The sequence below is a fragment of the Bacillus cereus group sp. MYBK195-1 genome (assembly GCF_051916605.1).
GTDB classification, from domain to species: Bacteria; Bacillota; Bacilli; order Bacillales; family Bacillaceae_G; genus Bacillus_A; species Bacillus_A cereus.
The window spans coordinates 1,449,292-1,470,873 of sequence record NZ_JBQAGZ010000001.1 but is presented as its reverse complement, the minus strand read 5'-3'; the positions used below and the strand labels follow the sequence as shown (position 1 = coordinate 1,470,873).

Sequence of the window (21,582 nt, the reverse complement as noted above, 5' to 3'; positions counted from 1 at the left end):
TTCAATCTCCCTTAAATTGGATATACAGCCTTTTTAACTTTACATATTATGGTATAATTAATTATAGTACTAACTAAACATTTACGCTGGACACTAGCAGTCTAACAATACCAAAATCAATTGAAATCGGGGGATGTTATGAAAAAGAAATTAATTCTTCTATTCATCGGAATCATATTATCAGGATGTTCAACTATAGCAGAGAATTCTTTAGAAACCGGGAAAGGCAGTATGGAATTATTAACACCAACGATCACAACAAAAGATAATGAGTTAGAAATTAAGACCGAAGGCATTGATGAAAATAAAGTAACTTTTATTTATGTTGCTAATAAAAAAGTATTGGAACAAAAGCTAAAGAATGGTGAATCCTACAAACTTAACATTAAAGATATCGAACACGCTCATCGGACAGACTACAAACCAAAAGTTCAACTTTTCCAAACGAAAGATGATAATGATGATGGAGAAATGGTAACCTTCAAACAAGTTAGATATACAGTTAAAAACTAATTTTAAAGTTGTTTCATTATAAATGTAACGAACGAAAATATACTTTTAACAGTAGATAAATGTAGGGGGTGCTAACATGAAAAAACGATGGATTTCTTGGTGGTTTGGTAACATATTTTGGATTATCGTTTTTGGAATATGGGCCGCTATTATTTGGCTACGAGATGTTGATGGGGCCGGTGTTACTCAAACACCCGAAATTAAATCAATATCACTTATCGTTTTATTAATTGCGTTTATCATACCAGTATTTTTTCAAATTATATGGCTAATCATTAATTTGAGAATGAGTAAAAAAAATAATTATACGATTTAGTTTTTTTGAATTAATAGATGAATATTTTTCATAAAAAAAGAGAGAAATCTACATCAAAATAGATTCCTCTCTTTTACATTTGGACTTATACTGCGCTTTTAATGCAGCACTACTCCTCTTTTTTACGATGCATGTTCATCTTTCTTTTTCATTAACGCTCTTTTCTTCATCGCCTTCGTTAAATATCCACCCTTAAATGAGCGAATTTCATACGAAGACATAAACGCTTTCGGTGCAATTTCATTAATGATTTCCAAAAGTTCTTTCTCTCTAGAACGCTTTGCAACGATATCTAAGCGATAACGTATAGAATTAATACCTTCGCCTTCAAATACTGTAACGCCAAATCCAGAGTGACGTAATTCATCTACTAATTCATTACAACGGTCTAGTAAACTAACTTGATACGTAATATAACCAATTGCTAATTTATTCTCTATATAACCGCCTAATAACAGTCCCGCACTAAAGCCAATGACATAGGCAACGATGTTCATCCAATTTGATAAATCTTGAAACACAATACCTAAACTGACAATGTAAATAGCTCCTTCTAACAATCCAACACCAGCAGCGGATCTTGTTTGATTCTTTACAAGCAAAATCGTACGGATTGTTAATATTGGAACGTAAATAATTTGAAGCACAAAAATAAGTAGCGCTTGTAACATTGGTATCCACCTCTTTCAAAAAGTCTTTTGTCATAATAACATACATAACCTTTAGAAATCGATGGGTTTTTTAAAAAATTTTTATTATTTTTCATACTATTGAAAAACACAAAAAAGAAGCGTATTATATTTGTCGTTAATTTGATTACTTGTATATTATCGCTAAACTAAAAAAGGAACCCGATTAGGTCCCTTTCATCATAGCTCTATGTTTTTCGAAGCATGTTCCCTTTGCTTCTCTTCTTCTTTCACTAACTGCATATTTGCATACGCTAAATTTGCAATCATTAAAAAGTGACCACCTAAAATACCTGTACCGAATGCCCACATTTCCATCTCATGCTCAATTTCATACATGATGATAGCTCCTAAAATAGCAGCTGCAAATCGGTTTAAAACTCCTAATCCAGGAGCCTTTTCCTTCATTACGATACTTTTTCCGAGTTTCTCCACTCTGCGAGCTAATAACCAAAGACAATAGGCGCTTACTGCTAATCCAATACCGAACCCTGTCACTTGTTTTCCAAACGGAGTAATCGTCCACATAAGTAGTAAACCACTAAAGATCACATACAATTGTAATCGATATACACGTAAGGCTTCTTGAATCAAAATATCCGCTCCTAAGTTCTCATTTTTTGTACTTTTAGAAGAAAAGCAGCAACTTACACAGTTGCTGCTTTCTCTTCTTCTTGTTCTTGTTCCATCTTACGAATTTCAACACGTTTAATTTGGTAAGCGTCTTTTTCTAACACTTTAAACTCATAACCTTCCGCCTCAACGTGTTGTCCTTCTTCGATTTCATGATTTTGCATCATAATCCATCCACCGATTGTATCCACATCATCTTCTTCGATGTGTAATCCAAATAAATCTTTCACTTCTGAGATAAGCACTTTTCCATCAACAATGATATGTTGCTCGTTTACATGTTGGATTGGTGGTGCTTCATCTTCATCATATTCGTCACGAATTTCGCCGACGATTTCCTCCAAGATATCTTCAAGCGTTACAATTCCGGCTGTTCCTCCGTACTCATCATATAAAACAGCCATCGGAATTCGCTTCTTCTGCATTTGAAGTAATAAATCGTGAATTGGAGTCGTTTCCATCACTTCAATAATCGGACGCATATACGAGCGAATAGATGATAAATCTTTTTGATCCTCGGTCATATATCGAATAAAGAAATCTTTTACGTTGACCATACCGATAATATCATCTTTATCTTCTCCAAAAATCGGATAACGTGTGTATCGCTCATTTTGGATTACTTTCATGTGTTCTTCTACTGAATCTTCCAGGTAGAAACCAACGATTTCTGTTCGCGGTACCATAATCTCTTTTGCAATACGATTATCAAATTCAAAAATGTTATTTACATACTTGTATTCAGCTTGATTAATTTCGCCACTTTCATAGCTATCTGAAAGGATAAGACGTAATTCTTCTTCTGTATGAGCTACTTCATGTTCTGAAGCTGGCTTTAAACCGAATAAACCAGTTATCACACGAGCTGAACCGTTCAATACCCAAATAAATGGATACATTACTTTATAGAACATCATTAATGGACCTGCCAATAATAACGTTACCCTTTCAGCCTTTTGAATTGCCATCGTCTTCGGAGCTAATTCCCCTACTACAACGTGTAAATACGTCATAATCATAAAAGCAAGACCAAATGTTAATACTGATGAAATAGAAGGATTTAAGTTCCATTTCTCAAATAACGGGTGTAATAACTTTTCGATTGTCGGTTCACCTAACCAACCTAATCCCATAGCTGTAACTGTAATACCTAATTGACAAGCAGATAAATATTCATCTAAATTTGTTGTTACCTTTTTCGCTGCTAAAGCACCGCGTTTTCCTTCCGCAACAAGCTGATCGATACGACTTGAACGTATCTTTACAATCGCAAACTCTGCTGCTACGAAAAATCCAGTAAATGCGATTAAAATCGCAACCATGACTAAATTAAATATTTCCAATGAATCCCCTTAGTTAAAAAACTAAGGTGTCCACCTCCTGTATACTATAATGTTTTCTTATTTGTTCGTTAGAAAACATAGCCCGATACAAAAATTAAAGAGGTCGGATTTCACTTATTCTATAATAATAGAGCAAGTGTCTGTATTAAAGCTGTCGTTTGACCAGATAAAGATTTCGATATTTTTTCACGTTGTGAATCAGTCAATCCATCTAAAAGCGGCTTTAACTCAGTAAGCTCCACTTCTAATTGATGAATATGGTCTGTCACTTCATTCACTTGTTTCGAAACGTGTTCATTGATACCGAGCAGCTTCTTCTTCTCCTCGATTTTCTCTTTAATCTCACAAAGCGGCATATGCATTTCTTTGCACTTCTCAATAAATTGTAATGTCTCAAATGCTGTTTCGTCATAATAGCGATAATTAGATTGAGATCGCTCCGCTTTTAAGATACCTAGATTCGTATAATAATCAATCGTTCGTTTCGACACGTGAGCCATGAGAGCCAACTGTCCGATTCGATACACCTTCCCAACGATCTTCCCCCCTTGTTTATATTACTTACATCATACAACACATAAACTGTACAGTCAAACGTGACGGTTTATTATTCACAATTTATACAAAATTCCAATCTCCTCCTATGATGATTCAATACGAGTAATCTACACTTATACAATAAAATTACTAAACTACTACCTAATACTACATTGTCTGCCATTTTTAACCTTTCTTATTTAAAAGCATATCCTACTAATAATGATTGCTTGTATAGGAGGGAATTAATATGAAAAAGACAATCATTTCTCATTTTTATAATGAAGAATACCTACTTCCATGGTGGCTTATGCATCACACGAAAATATTCGATCACGGCATTTTAATTAATAGAGGGTCTACAGATCGTTCCGTAGAGATTTGTAAACTATTAGCACCCCATTGGGAAGTACGAAATTCAAGATTTCTTGAGTTTGATCCAACTAATACTGATATTGAAGTGATGGAAATTGAAAGAGAAGTTTCAGGTTGGAAAATCGTTTTAAATACTACTGAATTCTTTTGTTGTAATAATACTGAAGAATTTTTTTCATCTCTTCATACACTAGGCCAAAACATGTATGCGATTAGAATGATTTTAATGATAGATAATCATAATTATAATTATTCAAATCCTAGATATTCTATCCCCTTAGTAGAACAGCGATACCACGGTGTCTTCCCTTATAACCCAAATCTCGGATGTGCTTGGAGATTTATTCACAATCATCTAGACGGTGCATATTTACCTGGTAGACATCATTCGCGGCACGGATATATAATTTATGACTATCCTTCATTTATTTTAAAATTTTATTTTAGCCCTTGGAATGAACAATCAAAGGCAAGAAAATTACAAATTACACCTACCCTTTCAAAAAGGGGTGTTCAAATGGGACTTCAAACACATTACGGTCAATCTCCCGAAGTACTGGACATACGTTTTTTAGAGCTTAGTAACCTAACACAAGACCTCCGTCATAACCCTGAATATCAAGAATTATTTCCAAAATTCAAACCGTAATATTTTCTGCATCGTCATCACCTCAAACATTTTCATTCACTTAATCAAAAACAATTTCATTTGCATAAAACATGAATACTATATAAATAATAAATTTTTATTTTAGGAGGAAAAAATGAAAGCTGTTATTCTTGCTGGTGGGTACGGTACAAGAATTGGGGAAGAAACACATTTAAAACCGAAACCTATGATTGAAATTGGAACAAAACCTATTCTATGGCACATTATGAGTTTGTATAGTCATTACGGGATTACTGAGTTTATTATTTGCTTAGGCTATAAAGGATATGCAATTAAAGAGTTCTTTCTAAATTACAACTTACACATGTCTGATTTCACAATACAGTTAAACGATAATACAATTACTAGCCATTCTCATCGTGTAGAACCATGGAAAGTTACACTAATCGATACTGGTGTAAATACCGAAACGGGTGGCCGAGTGAAAAAGATTCAAAATTATGTCGGAGACGAACCTTTCTGCCTCACTTATGGTGATGGATTAAGTAATGTAAATATAAAAGAACTTATTACATTCCATAAAAAACATGGAAAAATGGCTACTGTTACTGCCGTACAACCTCCTGGTAGATTTGGTTCTCTCATATTAGATAAACAGTCTGTAACATCTTTTCAAGAAAAACCATTAGGTGATGGCGGATGGGTTAACGGTGGATTTTTCGTTTTAAATCCTGAAGTTTTCAATTACATTAGTGGGGATAAGTCTGTTTTTGAAACAGACACTTTAGTTCAGTTAGTAAACAAAAATGAATTGGCCGCATATCAACATTCTGGTTTTTGGCATCCGATGGATACATTGCGCGATAAAAATAAATTAGTCGAGCTATGGGAAAGTAATAACGTTCCGTGGAAGGTTTGGTAATATGGCTTCATCATCTTTTTGGAATAAGAAAAAAGTATTTATTACGGGACACACTGGATTTAAAGGCTCCTGGCTCACCCTTTTCTTAAGTTCTTTAGGTGCAGAAGTAGTAGGCTTTTCTTCTCATCCCCCATCCATTCCTAACATTTTTGAACAAGGTAACGTAGCAAAAGAGTGCACGACAATGAAAGGCGATATTACAGATTACCATTCTTTATTTCATGCCATGAAGCAGCATAAACCTGACATAATATTTCATTTAGCAGCTCAGCCAATCGTAACCGCTTCATACAAAAATCCTATCGATACATTCAAAACGAATGTTTTAGGTACTGTCCACGTGCTAGAAGCAGCAAAGTCCGTCGAAAGCGTACGTGCCATTATTAATGTGACAAGCGATAAATGTTATGAGAATGACGGTAGTGGCGACCGAGCGTTCGTGGAAAATGACCGACTAGGAGGTTTCGACCCTTATAGCGCTAGTAAAGCTTGCGCTGAAATAGTGGCAACATCCTATCAAAAATCATTCTTCCGTACTAATACCCAGAAACTCGCCTCAGTCAGAGCTGGTAACGTCATCGGCGGTGGTGATTGGGCAGAAGATCGATTATTCCCTGATATCATTCGGGCATATTTGCACAATCATACTTTGTGTATTCGAAACAAATATGCCGTCCGTCCGTGGCAACATGTTTTAGATCCTCTACATGGCTATATCCTTTTAGCTGAGAAACTTTGGAATGATGCTAAATATGCAGAAGCGTGGAATTTCGGCCCAATGAATGAACCTAACAGAACCGTTCATGATGTCATTGAATCTGTAATAAAATTATGGAATAACCCACTAACAATCATTTCCTCCTCTACAAATACTCCTTATGAATCACCTGTTTTAACACTCGATAGTACAAAAGCAGTAAACAAACTCGGCTGGACTCCTAAGTTATCAACAGATGATGCTATCGCTTGGACTGTTGATTGGTACAAAAAATATGCATCTGGTGAAAAGATAGAATCTTTCACACGACAACAAATCGATGCATTCAAAAATTTATAAGGGGGCTATAAAATGGAACAGAAAAAATGCCGTTTTTGCCACTCATTACTAACCAACACTTTTTTAGATTTGGGCGTTTCCCCTCTTGCTAATTCATTTGTAGCTCCTGAAAGCTCATATAAAATGGAACCTTTTTATCCGCTGCACACATTTGTTTGTAACTCTTGTTTACTCGTACAGCTAGATGAATTTGAATCTCCACAAAATATTTTTCATAACTATTTATACTTCAGCTCTTACTCCTCAAGTTGGCTACTACACGCTAAACAATATGTAGAAATGGCGATTAAGCGTTTCAACTTAACGAAACGTTCAAAAGTGATTGAAATCGCAAGTAACGATGGGTACTTATTACAATACTTTAAAAAAGAAAATATCGAGACATTGGGAATTGAACCCGCGAAAAACGTAGCAGAAATTGCTATCAAAAAAGGAATTCCTACTCATGTGAATTTTTTCAGTAATGACTTAGCAAAAAAATTGCCACAAGCTGATTTAATCGTCGCAAATAACGTATTAGCACACGTTCCAAACTTGCATGATTTTGTTGCCGGTTTAAAAACGTTATTAAAACAAGATGGCACGATAACAATTGAATTCCCACACTTATTAAACCTCATATCCTTTAAACAGTTCGATACTATCTACCATGAGCACTTTTCCTACTTCTCACTTATAAGCCTTCAAAAAGTTTTAAGTTATCATCATTTACAAATTGTTGATGTAGAAGAACTATCAACGCATGGTGGTTCCTTACGGATTTTTGTAAACCATCTAAGTGCCCAATCAACTATCCATTCCAATGTTACAAAATTAATTCAAAAAGAAGTCGACCACGGGTTAGATACTTTAGATTGCTATCTCCTTTTTTCTAAACGCATCGAACAATTGAAAATAAATATTTTAAAGTTTTTTATTGAAGCAAAAGCTTTAAACAAACAAATTATCGGTTACGGTGCTCCAGCTAAGGGAAACACCCTTTTGAATTATTGCGGGATAGGTAAAGAATTTCTAGCTTATACAGTAGATAAAAATCCTCACAAACAAAATCTCCTTTTACCAGGAACTCGTATTCCAATAAAATCTCCAGCAGAAATTAAACGTACAAAACCGGATTACATTTTCATACTTCCTTGGAATTTGAAAGACGAAATTATGAAAGAATGCTCTTTCATTCGTGAATGGGGCGGTAAATTTTTAGTGACGGTTCCAGAAGTTGAGGTGATCGAGCCATGAAGAAAGTTGTTGTAACAGGTGGTAGTGGCTGGATAGGTAAATATGTTGTACATTCACTTATACAAAAGGGATATGAAGTGCACGCCACGTATAATAAAAATAAACCCTCTCACCTCCCTTGCCATTGGCATAAAGTAAACTTGCTTCGCGATGACGAAGTAAAACAATTCATTTACGACGTTCAGCCTAGCCATCTCATTCACCTTGCTTGGGAAGCGGTGCCACCAGCATGCTATGTATCTATTAATAATTACTATTGGCTAAAGTCTAGTATTTCATTGATTCAACACTTCACAACATGCGGCGGAAAGCGTGTTGTCGTTGCAGGTACTGGCGCAGAATACGAATGGTTTAACGGCGTATTATTTGAAGATTCACCGCTCCTTTCCTATAAAACCCCATATTCTTTATGTAAAAATGCACTGCACTCCTGGCTAGAAACGTATGCACAACAAACAGGCCTCAGCATGTGTTGGGGCCGCATTTTTCATATGTATGGCCCTCACGAACAAGGTAATCGGCTCGTTTCTAACATTATCACTTCCTTATTAAAAAACGAGGAAGCACTATGTACACATGGAAAACAATCGAGAGATTTCCTCCATGTGAGTGACGTCGCTGACGCTCTCGTAACAATATTAGAACACGGCGTTACAGGCACCATCAATATCGCTTCTGGTCAATCTGTACAAATTAAAGAGTTAGCTTCTATCATTGCTAAAAAGATAAGAAAAGAACATTTAATTAAACTAGGTGCAATCCCTTTCTCTAAAGATGAACCTTTATTTGTCGGGGTTAATGTAGAACGTTTAAAAACTGAAGTAAACTGGAAACCAACATACGATCTAAATACAGGAATTGAAGAAACAATTTTATGGTGGAAATCATTTATACAAAAACATAACGATATGCATCATTAAAACGTAAATCCTTCGTTCCTCTCGCTAATTCCTTATACCATTCTTCTAATCTTTCCGGCGTAACAATATGATGCGTACCCATTCCCCCATGCTTACTAGCTTCAGAAAGAGTCGGACCAATTTGTAATTTTCTCTTTCTCATCGCATCGTTCCACGGACTAAACCCAAACCATAATATACAGGCAAGAGGTGGATAAATCATCGATTCATGCGCAGATAAATGTCTTCCAACCGTATAACTTCCATGCTCATGATTATGAATAAATCTACCTCTTCTCCATAGTCTCCACTCCTCTGGTAAATAACCATGAAACCGCTGTTTCATTAAAGGTATTCCAAAGTTAAGGTCCGGATAGTTGTAGTTAGGATCATCAACCATAATAAGCCCGTCCAGCCAATACATCCTCCCTCCCAATTCATCTAGTGATTTCCAAAACTGATTTTTATCTTGCATGCAAAGAAACTCAGTCGTATTTAAAACCATTTTCCATCCTTGTACTTCTTGTTCTATCCTCATCACTTCATGATCTGTCGTATATGCATCAAACTCTGGATTTACAGAATCTCGCACTTCCCAATGCGGTGCGAATTTTTTACAAATCTCAACCGAACGATCTGTTGAACCTTTATTAATTAAAATACCATGATCAAAAAGTTTCGTATGATGCATAAGCCACCATGGCAATAAATACTCTTCATTGTAAAAATGCGAAATAACGGTTGTAGTTATAATAATCTCCTCCTCTTTCTCTATTAATCTACTTTTTATCCTACAACCAATATACTCATAAGCAAAAATATGTTTCCTAATTATTGATCAAATATTATTATTAATATTTTTGTAAGTTTTCCTTTGGTACCCAGCCCTCCTCACCATCTCTTCCTTCGCACCAAACCCATCCATTCAATTCTTCTAATCCGATCAATCTTTTTCCAATACTCACATTTAATTCTTTCGCAGTATATTGTTTTATAATAATTCCTGTTCCATTCATATCTTTTCTTATAATTTGCTCCGGAACCCATCCTTTCCGGTCATATTTCTCTTCCTGACAAAACATCCAGTTTTCCGGATCAGCGTAACTCTCTATCATTTTCACTACATTCCCCTCTTCTAAGCGAATTGGATTAGGATAATTGCTAACATGTGATTTTATAACGATATATTTCATAACACCCTCCAATAATCAGAAAATTAAGTTATAATATCATTATAACTTAAAGAGGAGGAATGCACGCATGTACTACAACACTTCATTCGAAAACGATCAACCTGTAGGCCGTCTATAAACTAAGACGGGCAATCATATAACACATACACTACGCCTCGTCTTAGGGAACTCATAATACCCTAAAAATAGACGGAGGTACTTTACATGAAACACACAATTTTAGGAGCTATATGTTTATCACTAGCAGCAAGTATATGGGGTGGTATGTATGTTGTTAGCAAATACGTACTCGATTTTATCCCACCACTAACACTCGTTTGGCTACGCTTTATCATTGCTTTTGTTGTTTTGTATGGCATTTTGAAACTAGCTGAGAAAAAGCAAAAGAAAAAAGTAACCATTCGCAAAAAAGATTGGCTCCTATTCGCTTGGATTGGATTTATCGGCTATTTCATTTCGATCACATGCCAATTTATCGGAACAAAATTATCCGACGCTCATACAGGCTCGTTAGTTACATCAGCTACACCTGCATTTATGGTTATATTTGCAGCGCTCATTTTGAAAGAAAAACTAAGCGCCCGTAGACTTTTATCTACTATACTAGCGACAATCGGCGTTATTATCGTAATCGGGTGGGATATTGAAATTGGCTCCTATTTTATCGGAACAATCATTTTAGTTGGAGCCGCTATTACGTGGGCTTTACTATCTATTTATGTAAAGATCGCTTCAATCCAATTCTCATCCTTAGTTATTACAACGTATGCCATATTCTTTTCACTCTTTTTTATTACACCTTTTATGATATGGGAACTACAAACATCCTCTATCGGAACAGTAAATACGTACGTAATATTTGGCGTATTATACTTAGGTATTGTCTCAACAGCAGGTGCCTTTTTCCTTTGGAATAAAGGATTAGAATTAATAGATGCAAGCATCGGTTCCTTATTTTTCTTCTTACAACCTATTGTTGGATCATTACTTGGCTGGCTCTTATTAAATGAGACATTAAATAGTAACTTTTTTATTGGCGGTATTCTTATTATATGTAGCGTTTTAATTACTACTTTTGAAAAGAAATAAAAAGCAGGCAGAGATTTTTAGTCTCTGCCTGTTCGTATTATTGGATCTTGGTCGTGAAAACCAATACAAATCGGTATATTACTTTGCACTTCACTACGTACACTTATAAAACTACACAGCGTTTTAGCAATTAAATATAAAGTTACACCGACTGCTTTTTCACTTGTGTCAAAGCCATTTCCATTATACATATCTGCTAATTCTACAGACCCCGGCCCCTCAATATTATATGTCCATTCAGATGCCCAATCATCGTCCTCTTCTTCAAGTGGAATATATTCCTCACAAATATAAAACTGACTATCCCATTCGTTATCAAGGTCATACTCAAAATAAATCGCTTTTGATTCTTCATTAGTAGCCATTTCTACAGCTGCATCCAAACCTACTCGAATACTTTCCTTATATGACTCTAAATCAATTGCTTTAATTCGTTCTGCATATTCTGCAGACGCTAACATGCTACAAATTTCAAAATACTTCGCTTCTATTTGCTCTACTGCTAACGAAAAGACATCCTCTTGCATCTCTTCTAAATACTGAAATATATCCACACTAAACACTCCTCACTCTTTACGCACTCCAATGCGATGGACGGGATAACATTTTCGGTAATTTCGTATGCTTATCCCCTTTCGCTGCGTTAATTTGAACTTGCGTCAGAAAAATACTATTTGTAAAATCAGCCCCGCGAATATCTGCATCTCTTAAATCTGCTCCGATAAGATCTGCTCCTCTTAAATTTGCTCCATTTAAGTTAGCCGCAATTAAGTAAGCACCCCTTAAATTTGCACCTTGTAAATTTTTCTTTTTCAAATTTGCTCCCATAAGATCTGCTCCGCGGTGAATGATTCGTTTCTTACGTGCAGTATTCATTTCCTTCCATACTAATTCGCTCGTTTCTAAAAGAAGAATGTTCACCTCTGCCCTATGCATTGGAACATTTATTTTCATTAACTCATCTGGATTTAAATTCGAAAGTCGCTCTGTCTCCTCAATTGCGGTCTCCAGCTCTTTATGAATTGGCTGTGTTGCCTTTAAAAGAATCGCTTCATTCAAATAACAAAGCATTTCATGAAGTTGATGCATAACCGGAAAAGCATCGTACATTTTTCTTGCATGCTTTGCATCTTTCCGCCAATCAATCCCTTTAAACGTACCCTGAGAAATCTTCTGCCCAGCACCGAAACACTCAAATACTGTACAACCTTTATAACCTTTTCCTCTAAGATTTTTATGTATACTACATTTAAAATCTGATTGTAAGTTAGAACATGGTTTACCACCATCTTTATTCACTGCAAAATCTACCGATGCTGCGAACGGTAATGCAACGCAACATAGACCGAAGCATTTTTCGCAGTTTGCTTTTAAATGATCGTTATGATTAGTCAAAATCTATACCCCCTGTTGTCTTTTGACTATTTCATAATATTCCAACTGTAATAAATAATCAATTTTAAAATAAACCAGCATCTTTCGTTTCAATTCATAACTTTATCATTCGATTTCCTTTCAATTGAAAAGGACTATTTCTATTTAATGAATTATAATTAAATTATAAATTTTCTAACTAAAAAGGAGACTTATTATGGCACTAGAAATGAAAACAAACTGTCAAATTTGCGATCAATCGCTCGAACAAGATTCTGAAGCATACATTTGTGTATATGAATGTACATTTTGCGCACCATGTACAGAAGAAAGAGAAAACGTTTGCCCAAACTGCGGCGGCGAATTAGTACGTAGACCGAAAAAGAAATAATAAAAAGCAAAGCGATATCGCTTTGCTTTTGTTTAGGCATCTGAAATTATATATTTAAAAACTTCACACAAACAGGCTCTGGCACAACAACATCAGATTGTAAAAGTGTTAACTTTCCTGTAGATTCATCTCTTGAAAATAGCACAAGATTATGTGACTTTTCATTTGTAGCAACAAGAAACTTTTCAGTAGGATCTAATACAAAGTCCCTCGGCCAATTTCCTTCTGTAGATGTATGTTCCACAAATGCAAGCTCACCTGAGTTTTGATCCACACTGAAAACAGCAATACTATTATGACCACGATTACCTGCATATACAAAGCGGCCGTCAGAAGAAATATGGATAGCACTGCCTTGACTATTTTCATCAAATTGTTCTGGAAGAGTAGAAATATACTGTAATTCTGTAAAGGATCCTTCTTCCGAGTTATATGTTAGCGCAATAACCTCTGAACTAAGCTCCGTCATTACATAAGCGTATTTTCCATTTGGATGAAAAGCAATGTGTCTTGGTCCACTTCCCGGATTCACAGACAGGCTATTCACTTCTATTAATGTACTATCTTTTATTTCATACGTAATTATTTTATCTATCCCTAAATCAACACCTATCACATATTTTTCATCAGGAGTGTACCCCGCGTAATGTGCGTGTGGTTTTTCTTGTCTTTCTTTATTCGGACCTGAACCTTCATGCGCCATAATAGATGAAGCAGGATTTACAGTTCCATCTTCTTCATTTACTTCAAAAGACTCAATCGTTCCTTTATGGTAATTTGCTGTAACTACTGTATGATTTCCACTATCAACACTAATATGACAAGGAGAAGCCCCTTCTACTACTTGTCTATTTTTCGCTTTTAGTTCTCCAGTATGACTGTCAATGGAATAAGCAGCTACACCGCCAGATTCGCCTTCCTTAACAACGGAATAGAGATATTCATTATTTCGGTTAATCGTTACATATGTAGGGTTATCCAACTTAGCGGCAAGTGTTACATTACCAATTTTTTTTGCTTCCGTGTCTAAAATAAACTTATATATTCCTTCACTATTTTCTTTCGTGTATGTTCCAACATATCCGATAAACTCTTTGTTATCCTTCATTTTCATAACCCTCTCTCCCTATATTTTTCATTCATCATACTTCTTAAAATATTTTATGTTGAAAGAGTATCCTAAAAAATCGGAGTACCTCTTTATACGTTACCATATTTTCTTGGTAAATAGCTTTTAAACCCACTTTTTTTGATACGCTGCTATACTTTCATATTCTTCTTCCAATTGACGAGACAGACGAATATAGATTGGCGTTAAACCTTTATATTTTTCCACACTTTCCATGTTTGGCTCATGATGAAAATCTGCACCTACCATTTCAGAAACTACGCATAATGTATCTATTTCACCTAAACTATATAAACCGAGGATTGCAGCTCCTAAGCAAGAGCTTTCGAAACTTTCAGGAACATATACGTCTTGATGGAAAATATCCGCCATCATCTGTCTCCAAAGTTCCGACCTTGCAAAACCGCCTGTCGCTTGAATTTTTTTCGGTTCGCCAATTAGTTCTTTTAAAGCGAGAAGAACTGTATATAAATTATAAATTACCCCCTCTAAAACAGCACGGATCAGATGTTCTTTCTTATGATGCAATCCGAGTCCAAAGAAAGATCCTCGTGCATTTGCATTCCATAAAGGAGCTCTTTCCCCTGCTAAATACGGGTGAAATAATAAACCATCAGATCCAGGATTCACTTTTGCTGCTATTTCAGTAAGCACCTCATATGGATCTTTTCCTAAGCGCTTTGCAAGTTCAATCTCTGAAGTGCCCAATTGGTCACGAGCCCATCTGAAAATCATACCACCGTTATTAACTGGACCACCGATTACCCAATGGTCTTCAGTTAACGCATAACAAAAAATTCTACCTTTTGGATCTGTTACAGGACGATTTGTTACAGCACGTATCGCACCGCTTGTACCAATTGTAACAGCCACAACGCCAGGATCTATTGCATTTACACCTAAATTAGATAGTACTCCATCACTCGCTCCTACTACAAAAGGCGTAGAAACAAGTACATTCATCTCTTTGGCAAGCTCTTCATCTAATCCTGTTAAACTGTGCGTTGTTGGAACAAGCTTTGAAAGCTTTTTATCTGTAATTCCCGCTACATGTAAAGCCTCTTCATCCCATTTTAAAGATTTTAAATTGAACATTCCTGTCGCTGATGCTATAGAATAATCAATTACATATTCTTTATATAACTTGTAAAAAACATATTCTTTAATAGAAATGAATTTATAACTTTTTGCGAATAACTCTGCCTGCTCATTCTGTAGCCAAACTAATTTCGAAAGTGGTGACATCGGATGAATTGGTGTCCCAGTACGAAGGTAAATTTCATGACCATTCATATCATTCTTTATTTTCTCCGCCCAGCTTGCACTTCTATTATCTGCCCAAGTGATACATCTCGTTAATAGCTCTCCTTTTTCATCTACAGCAATGAGACTATGCATTGCCGAACTAAAAGAGACACAAAGAATATCATTCGGCTGTACACTACTTATTCGTACAGTTTCTTTAATCGTATTTATTACTGCATGAAAGATTTCTTCTGGGTCTTGTTCTGCTGTTTCAGGTGTAGGAGAATATAAAGGATATTCAATTCCATGACTAGCAATAACAGATCCATCAGTAGAAAATAGAACTGATTTTGTACTAGTTGTCCCAATGTCTACACCAATCATATATTTTGAGCTCACCATCTCTTCCTCCTAACAAAAAATTGCTACAGTATCCCACCATAAAAATACATTCCTTTTATCTATTGAAAACGTTGTAAGCCATAATTATCTAAATAGAAACATCTTTATCTTAAACAAACATCTTTATCTTAAACAAACATATCGAGTAGTAAAACTCCTCCAAAAGCGATAAATGAAAGTAATGTTTCTAATACTGTCCATGTTTTAAATGTTTCTTTCACTGTTAAACCTAGGTATTCTTTTACCATCCAGAACCCAGCATCGTTTACGTGAGAAAACATTAACGCTCCTGCACCTGTTGCAATGACGAGTAATTCTAAATTCACACCTGTCGTATTTTCAACGATTGGCGAAACGATACCGGCTGCTGTTGTTAAAGCGACTGTCGCTGACCCTGTCGCAATTCGAATTAACCCAGCTACTATAAATGCTAATACAATTGGAGATAGAGCTAAATGCTCAGACATTTGAGCAATAGCATTCCCTACCCCACTATCGATGAGAATTTGCTTAAATCCCCCGCCGGCACCAATAATCGCAACAATTGAACCGATTGGTAATAAGCTATCTTCTGTTATCTTCTTAATAGCTTTTTTATCGATACCTTGACGAAATCCAAGAAAATAGAACGCCGCAAAACATGCAATCAATAGTGCAATTATAGGACTACCGATTAATGTGACAATCTTCATCAAAGTATTAGAAAGAGGCACATAAGGAGCTGCTGCAGCTAAAACCATTAACATAACAGGTAACAATATAACTAAAAATGAAACTCCTATTCCTGGTAATTTCGTTGATTTTGTATTTACACGAATCAATTCCGGCTCATTTTCAGGAATTACACGTTTGTGAATCCATTTCGCAAATATAGGACCTGCAATAATCGCTGCAAAAAATGTAATAATGAGTGAATACATTAGTACCTTCCCAAGATTCGCTTTATAAATACCAATTGCAACTATGGCCCCTGGATGCGGAGGAACAAGGCCGTGTACGACAGATAGCCCAGCAATTGCTGGTAATGCTATCAATAAAATATTTTGTTTCGTTGTTTTATGAATTGAAATTACTAACGGCAGTAATATTAAAATGCCTACTTCAAAAAACACCGGGATTCCAATAATAAAACCTGCAATTAACATAGCCCATGGTAAGTTTTTTATCCCAAAGGATTTTATAAAGAACTCTGCCACCTGCATTCCAGCACCTGACTCTGCCATCATTTTCCCTAAAATTGTACCTAATACTAAAATACCTACTAAATGCCCGAGAACACTGCCGACTCCCGTTTCATAAGCACTCACTATTTTATCCATTGGCATTCCAGACATAATTGCTAAAAACAAACTTGCAATCGTTAAACTAATAAATGCATGCCATCTCCACCACGATACCCCTAAAATAACAATTACGATTGATAATAATGTAATCATTAAAAGGTACATATTCATACGCAGTTCCACCCCTTTATGTAAACCCTTTCAAAATTGCTATACAATTAAGAGAACCTATATAGTTCTTTCATGAGCAAGAATTTATATATCGATATACAAATCATCTTCACAAAATAATAATTTATACAAAAAGAATCTCCCTTATCAGAGATACATGTTAACTCACCTCTCTGATAAGGGGATTTCTCTTCCATAATTATAATGTTATTGTGATAAACGCTTCGCGCGATCAATTTTCCCTTTTTTAAAAGTGAATGACACTTTCTTCTCTTGCTGTTTTCACGTAGTAAGACTACAAACTCAGTATCCACTTTAAACGATGAAGTTACTTAGGATTTGTCTTCTCATGAAAAACAATTTTCGGAAAGCACCTTCACTTTCATAACATTATAATTTAGGCGCTTTCGCCCAATCAGCAGCAAATTTCTCAATACCTTGGTCTGTTAATGGGTGCATAGCAAGTTGTTCAATTACTTTATAAGGGATTGTTGCAATGTGAGCACCTGCCATCGCTACACGAGTTACATGATCTGGATGTCTAACAGAAGCCGCAATAATTTGTGTATCTAGTTGATGAACATCGAATAATTCAGCAATTTTAGCAACTAATAGTACACCATCTTCAGAAATATCATCTAAGCGTCCTAAAAATGGAGAAACGTACGTTGCACCTGCTCGAGCAGCTAAAAGTGCTTGGTTCACCGTGAAAATAAGTGTAACATTCGTTTTCACACCTTTTTCAGTAAGGTAGCGACAAGCTTCTAATCCAGCTAACGTCATCGGAAGTTTAATTGTAACTTTTTCATCGCCACCGTTAATTTTAATCAGTTCTTCTGCTTGAGCAATCATTTCTTCAGCTGTAACAGCATCTGGCGTTACTTCTGCCGAAACAGACTCAACTTTAGGTACTGCCTGACAAATTTCTGCGATACGGTCTTCAAATTTAATGCCCTCTTTTGCTACTAAAGAAGGATTCGTTGTAACACCAGCTAAAACTCCAAGTTTATATGCTTTTTTTATATCCTCAAGATTTGCAGTATCAATAAAAAATTTCATGATCAATTCCCTCCAGTTTTTAAACGTTGATGAGTTACATGTTTAATATGCTTATCCCGTAAAAGCCCGATTGGTATGGAATAAAGCCCCTACTTATTAAAGTTTCACTTTATTTCTTTTCTACTGCATGTCCGCCAAATTCATTGCGCAGAGCTGCTACAACTTTTCCTGTAAATGTATCATTGTCTAATGAGCGGTAGCGCATTAATAGAGACATTGCGATAACAGGAGTTGCTGTTTGAAGGTCTAATGCTGTTTCTACTGTCCATTTTCCTTCACCAGAAGAATGCATAACACCCTTAATCTCATCCAGTTTTGCATCTTTAGAAAATGCATTTTCTGTTAATTCCATTAACCAAGAACGAATGACTGAACCGTTGTTCCATACTCTTGATACTTTTTCATAATCGTAGTCAAATTCACTTTTCTCTAGAATCTCAAATCCTTCACCAATAGCAGCCATCATACCGTATTCAATTCCGTTATGAACCATTTTTAAGAAGTGACCACTACCAGCTTTTCCAGCATATAAGAATCCATTTTCTACAGCAGTATCGCGGAAGATAGGTTCAACGATGTCCCAAGCTTCTTGATCTCCTCCGATCATGTAACAAGCACCATTACGAGCGCCTTCCATTCCGCCAGAAGTTCCTGCATCCATAAAGTGAATGCCATCTTTCTTTAATTGCTCATATCGGCGGATAGACTCTTTATAATGTGAATTACCAGCTTCAATTAAAATATCTCCTTTTGATAAAAGTGGTGTAACCTCATCAATAACAGAATCAACAACAGCGTGTGGTACCATTACCCAAAGAATTCTTGGTGATTGTAATGACTGAACAAGTTCACCTAAACTAGATGTACCTGTTGCCCCGTACTCTTTCATTTCTTCTACTGCGCTCGTATTTAAATCAAATGCTACTACTTCATGTTTATGATCCATTAAATTTTTCCCTAAATTTAATCCCATTTTACCTAACCCAATTAATCCTACTTGCATAATATAATTCCTCCTCAAATCATCTTTTATTAAAAATCCATATCACTACAATCTGGAATACCTTTCAGCACTGAAATGTTAATATGTACAGAAAGGTATTCACAGTCATAGCTTAAGAATTCAACACATTTTTTGTAATTTGAACAACATTTTCTGTCGTAAATCCAAATAGATTCATGACTTCAGCTCCAGTACCTGAAGCTCCAAATGTTTCAATTGATAGTACTTTTCCTTCTTGTCCTACATAACGTTCCCAACCGAGAGATACACCCATCTCAAGAGATACTCGTTTCGTTATAGAAGACGGAAGAACGGATTCTTTATATTCGTTCGATTGGTGATTGAATAGCTCCCAGCTCGGCATTGCAACGATGCGAACAGAAACTTGATCTTCTTCTAATTTTGCTTTCGCACTAGCAGCTAAGGATACTTCAGAACCTGTCGCAATTAAAATCACATCCGGATTTTCATTCGTTTGTGTTAATACGTAAGCTCCTTTAGAGAGATTCTCTATGTTCGCTTTCGTTTCATTAAACACCGGTAAATTTTGACGACTCAGTACTAAAACGACTGGACCATCCGTTTGCTGTAAAGCATACGCCCAAGCACTTGCTGTTTCATTTGCATCTGACGGGCGGATAACTGTTAAACCAGGAATTGCTCGAAGAGCTGCCAATTGTTCAATTGGTTCATGCGTTGGACCATCTTCTCCTACAGCAATCGAATCATGTGTAAATACGTAAGTAACAGGTAACTTTTGCAGTGCAGCCAGTCGAATGGACGGACGAAGATAATCATTAAATACAAAGAATGTACTTACGAAAGGTTTTACTCCTCCATGAAGCGCCAATCCATTCGCTGCAGCGCCCATTGCATGTTCACGTACACCGAAATATATATTTCGTCCAGCATATGATTCTACTGCATATACTGCTTCACCTTTTATATCTGTCATCGTAGAATGAGAAAGATCCGCACTTCCACCGAAAATAGAAGGAATCGATTTCACATAATGATTAATAGCTTCCCCACTTGCAACACGAGTGGAAATCGTTTTTTCAGTATCAAAAGATAGAATGTCTTTCGCTTCAATTAAAACCTCACCTGTAATCGCTTTTTCTAATTCATCTGCCAGTGTAGGATTCGCTTCTCTGTATAAGTTGAACTGCTCATTCCAGTCATTGTCTTTTTCAATACCTTTTTGTTTTAGTTCATTAAAATGAGCTTTTACTTCTTCAGGTACAAAGAAATCTTCCTCATAATTCCAACCATACACTTGTTTTGTCGCTGTCGCTTCTTCTACTCCAAGCGGATTACCATGTGCTTTGTTCGTTCCAGCAACTTTTGGACTTCCATAACCTATAATGGTTCTAATTTCTATAAGAGTAGGTTGATCCGTATTTTCTTTCGCTGATTGAATAGCTTTTGTAATCGCATCAACATCGGTTCCATCTTCAACTCTTACATATTGCCAATGTACAGATTCTGCCCTTTTCTGAATATCTTCAGAGAAAGCAATGCCTAATTCACCATCAAGTGAAATTTCATTTGAATCATACAGTACAATTAACTTGCCAAGTTTCATATGTCCTGCCATTGACATCGCTTCATAAGCGACACCCTCCATTAAGTCACCATCTCCGACTAAAGCATACGTATTGTGATCTATAATAGAGTGACCATCCTTATTGAACTTCGCTGCTAAATGAGCTTCTGCCATTGCCATTCCGACAGCATTAGCAATCCCTTGTCCTAACGGGCCTGTAGTCGCTTCAACTCCAGGAGTATGACCAAACTCAGGATGTCCTGGTGTTTTACTATTTAACTTTCTGAAGTTTTTCAAGTCATCAATTGAAACATCATATCCAGCTAAATGAAGTAAGCTATATAACAGACTTGATCCATGTCCCGCCGATAAAACGAAACGATCACGGTTAAACCATTCTGGGTGATTAGGATTGTAATTTAAATGATTCGCCCATAATGCATAAGCCATTGGTGCTGCTCCCATCGGAAGACCTGGATGACCTGAGTTTGCCGCATTAATAGCATCAATCGATAACGTACGAAGTGTATTCACTGCTAATTGATTTATGTTTTGTGTCATAGTAAT

At 36.0% G+C, this 21,582-nt stretch carries 23 protein-coding genes; 9 read left to right on the top strand and 14 right to left on the bottom strand.

Features of this window, described 5'->3' with window-relative positions; all coding sequences use genetic code 11:
- Positions 1-138 precede the first annotated feature (138 nt).
- Both ACTFRY_RS07725 and ACTFRY_RS07720 read left to right on the top strand, forming a co-directional pair.
- Positions 139-513, top strand: a complete 375-nt coding sequence (locus ACTFRY_RS07725) for a hypothetical protein (RefSeq protein ID WP_000727843.1) — start codon at positions 139-141, stop codon at positions 511-513.
- A 76-nt stretch (positions 514-589) separates the two neighbouring features.
- Positions 590-829, top strand: coding sequence for a DUF3923 family protein (locus ACTFRY_RS07720; protein WP_000747669.1), 240 nt, complete (start codon positions 590-592; stop codon positions 827-829).
- Between the two features lie 122 nt (positions 830-951).
- Here ACTFRY_RS07720 and ACTFRY_RS07715 read toward each other — a convergent pair whose 3' ends face one another.
- The 4 genes from ACTFRY_RS07715 to ACTFRY_RS07700 form a co-directional block, all read right to left on the bottom strand.
- A complete protein-coding gene (locus ACTFRY_RS07715) occupies positions 952-1,500 on the bottom strand; it encodes a DUF2179 domain-containing protein (protein ID WP_000938438.1) in 549 nt (182 codons plus the stop codon).
- A 198-nt stretch (positions 1,501-1,698) separates the two neighbouring features.
- A complete protein-coding gene (locus ACTFRY_RS07710) occupies positions 1,699-2,112 on the bottom strand; it encodes an ATP synthase subunit I (RefSeq protein ID WP_000613876.1) in 414 nt (137 codons plus the stop codon).
- Between the two features lie 53 nt (positions 2,113-2,165).
- Complete coding sequence (locus ACTFRY_RS07705) at positions 2,166-3,494, bottom strand: hemolysin family protein (RefSeq protein ID WP_000402258.1); 1,329 nt, start codon at positions 3,492-3,494, stop codon at positions 2,166-2,168.
- Positions 3,495-3,613: 119 nt separating this feature from the next.
- On the bottom strand, positions 3,614-4,021 hold the full coding sequence (locus ACTFRY_RS07700; RefSeq protein ID WP_000285635.1) for a MerR family transcriptional regulator: 408 nt from the start codon (positions 4,019-4,021) through the stop codon (positions 3,614-3,616).
- A 260-nt stretch (positions 4,022-4,281) separates the two neighbouring features.
- On the opposite strand from ACTFRY_RS07700, the gene ACTFRY_RS07695 reads away from it, so the two are divergent.
- The 5 genes from ACTFRY_RS07695 to ACTFRY_RS07675 all read left to right on the top strand — a co-directional run bounded on the left by ACTFRY_RS07695 (position 4,282) and on the right by ACTFRY_RS07675 (position 9,151).
- Positions 4,282-5,055, top strand: a complete 774-nt coding sequence (locus tag ACTFRY_RS07695) for a glycosyltransferase family 2 protein (protein ID WP_098617223.1) — start codon at positions 4,282-4,284, stop codon at positions 5,053-5,055.
- Positions 5,056-5,170: 115 nt separating this feature from the next.
- Positions 5,171-5,938, top strand: coding sequence for a glucose-1-phosphate cytidylyltransferase (gene rfbF, locus ACTFRY_RS07690; protein WP_440032267.1), 768 nt, complete (start codon positions 5,171-5,173; stop codon positions 5,936-5,938).
- A gap of 1 nt (position 5,939) precedes the next feature.
- Positions 5,940-6,995, top strand: a complete 1,056-nt coding sequence (rfbG, locus tag ACTFRY_RS07685; RefSeq protein WP_000168657.1) for a CDP-glucose 4,6-dehydratase — start codon at positions 5,940-5,942, stop codon at positions 6,993-6,995.
- Positions 6,996-7,007: 12 nt separating this feature from the next.
- Positions 7,008-8,231: a class I SAM-dependent methyltransferase gene (locus ACTFRY_RS07680; RefSeq protein ID WP_098617222.1), complete on the top strand. Its 1,224-nt coding sequence runs from the start codon at positions 7,008-7,010 to the stop codon at positions 8,229-8,231.
- On the top strand, positions 8,228-9,151 hold the full coding sequence (locus ACTFRY_RS07675) for an NAD-dependent epimerase/dehydratase family protein (RefSeq protein ID WP_141541520.1): 924 nt from the start codon (positions 8,228-8,230) through the stop codon (positions 9,149-9,151). Before ACTFRY_RS07680 ends, ACTFRY_RS07675 begins: the two co-directional genes overlap by 4 nt.
- On the opposite strand, the gene ACTFRY_RS07670 is transcribed toward ACTFRY_RS07675, so the two are convergent.
- Together ACTFRY_RS07670 and ACTFRY_RS07665 are read right to left on the bottom strand one after the other, a co-directional pair.
- Positions 9,120-9,920 carry a glycosyltransferase family 2 protein gene (locus ACTFRY_RS07670; protein ID WP_098617221.1) on the bottom strand — a complete coding sequence of 267 codons (801 nt, stop codon included), beginning with the start codon at positions 9,918-9,920 and terminating at the stop codon, positions 9,120-9,122. The two genes, ACTFRY_RS07675 and ACTFRY_RS07670, sit on opposite strands and share 32 nt — an antisense overlap.
- Before the next feature lie 61 nt (positions 9,921-9,981).
- Complete coding sequence (locus ACTFRY_RS07665; RefSeq protein WP_044795197.1) at positions 9,982-10,323, bottom strand: SH3 domain-containing protein; 342 nt, start codon at positions 10,321-10,323, stop codon at positions 9,982-9,984.
- Positions 10,324-10,527: 204 nt separating this feature from the next.
- Between ACTFRY_RS07665 and ACTFRY_RS07660 the strand changes: the two genes are divergently transcribed.
- A complete protein-coding gene (locus ACTFRY_RS07660) occupies positions 10,528-11,412 on the top strand; it encodes a DMT family transporter (protein WP_000683261.1) in 885 nt (294 codons plus the stop codon).
- 17 nt (positions 11,413-11,429) lie between these two features.
- Here ACTFRY_RS07660 and ACTFRY_RS07655 read toward each other — a convergent pair whose 3' ends face one another.
- Both ACTFRY_RS07655 and ACTFRY_RS07650 read right to left on the bottom strand, forming a co-directional pair.
- A complete protein-coding gene (locus tag ACTFRY_RS07655; RefSeq protein WP_061663329.1) occupies positions 11,430-11,966 on the bottom strand; it encodes a hypothetical protein in 537 nt (178 codons plus the stop codon).
- Between the two features lie 19 nt (positions 11,967-11,985).
- Positions 11,986-12,807 (bottom strand): pentapeptide repeat-containing protein, encoded by an 822-nt coding sequence (locus ACTFRY_RS07650; RefSeq protein ID WP_098617220.1) that lies wholly within the window; start codon positions 12,805-12,807, stop codon positions 11,986-11,988.
- A gap of 196 nt (positions 12,808-13,003) precedes the next feature.
- Here ACTFRY_RS07650 and ACTFRY_RS07645 point away from each other — a divergent pair, with 196 nt between their 5' ends.
- Positions 13,004-13,177 (top strand): DUF1272 domain-containing protein, encoded by a 174-nt coding sequence (locus ACTFRY_RS07645; protein WP_098617219.1) that lies wholly within the window; start codon positions 13,004-13,006, stop codon positions 13,175-13,177.
- A 46-nt stretch (positions 13,178-13,223) separates the two neighbouring features.
- Here ACTFRY_RS07645 and ACTFRY_RS07640 read toward each other — a convergent pair whose 3' ends face one another.
- From ACTFRY_RS07640 to tkt, 6 genes are all read right to left on the bottom strand, one after another.
- Entirely contained in the window at positions 13,224-14,291 is a 1,068-nt protein-coding gene (locus ACTFRY_RS07640; RefSeq protein ID WP_098617218.1) for a lactonase family protein, read from the bottom strand.
- Between the two features lie 120 nt (positions 14,292-14,411).
- On the bottom strand, positions 14,412-15,953 hold the full coding sequence (gntK, locus tag ACTFRY_RS07635; RefSeq protein ID WP_098617217.1) for a gluconokinase: 1,542 nt from the start codon (positions 15,951-15,953) through the stop codon (positions 14,412-14,414).
- Positions 15,954-16,081: 128 nt separating this feature from the next.
- Positions 16,082-17,407: a gluconate permease GntP gene (gene gntP / locus ACTFRY_RS07630; RefSeq protein WP_001057623.1), complete on the bottom strand. Its 1,326-nt coding sequence runs from the start codon at positions 17,405-17,407 to the stop codon at positions 16,082-16,084.
- 390 nt (positions 17,408-17,797) lie between these two features.
- Positions 17,798-18,466 carry a fructose-6-phosphate aldolase gene (gene fsa, locus ACTFRY_RS07625; RefSeq protein WP_000667676.1) on the bottom strand — a complete coding sequence of 223 codons (669 nt, stop codon included), beginning with the start codon at positions 18,464-18,466 and terminating at the stop codon, positions 17,798-17,800.
- 109 nt (positions 18,467-18,575) lie between these two features.
- Entirely contained in the window at positions 18,576-19,469 is an 894-nt protein-coding gene (gene gnd, locus ACTFRY_RS07620; protein WP_001195922.1) for a phosphogluconate dehydrogenase (NAD(+)-dependent, decarboxylating), read from the bottom strand.
- 112 nt (positions 19,470-19,581) lie between these two features.
- Entirely contained in the window at positions 19,582-21,576 is a 1,995-nt protein-coding gene (gene tkt, locus ACTFRY_RS07615) for a transketolase (RefSeq protein ID WP_044795200.1), read from the bottom strand.
- Between the last annotated feature and the right edge of the window lie 6 nt (positions 21,577-21,582).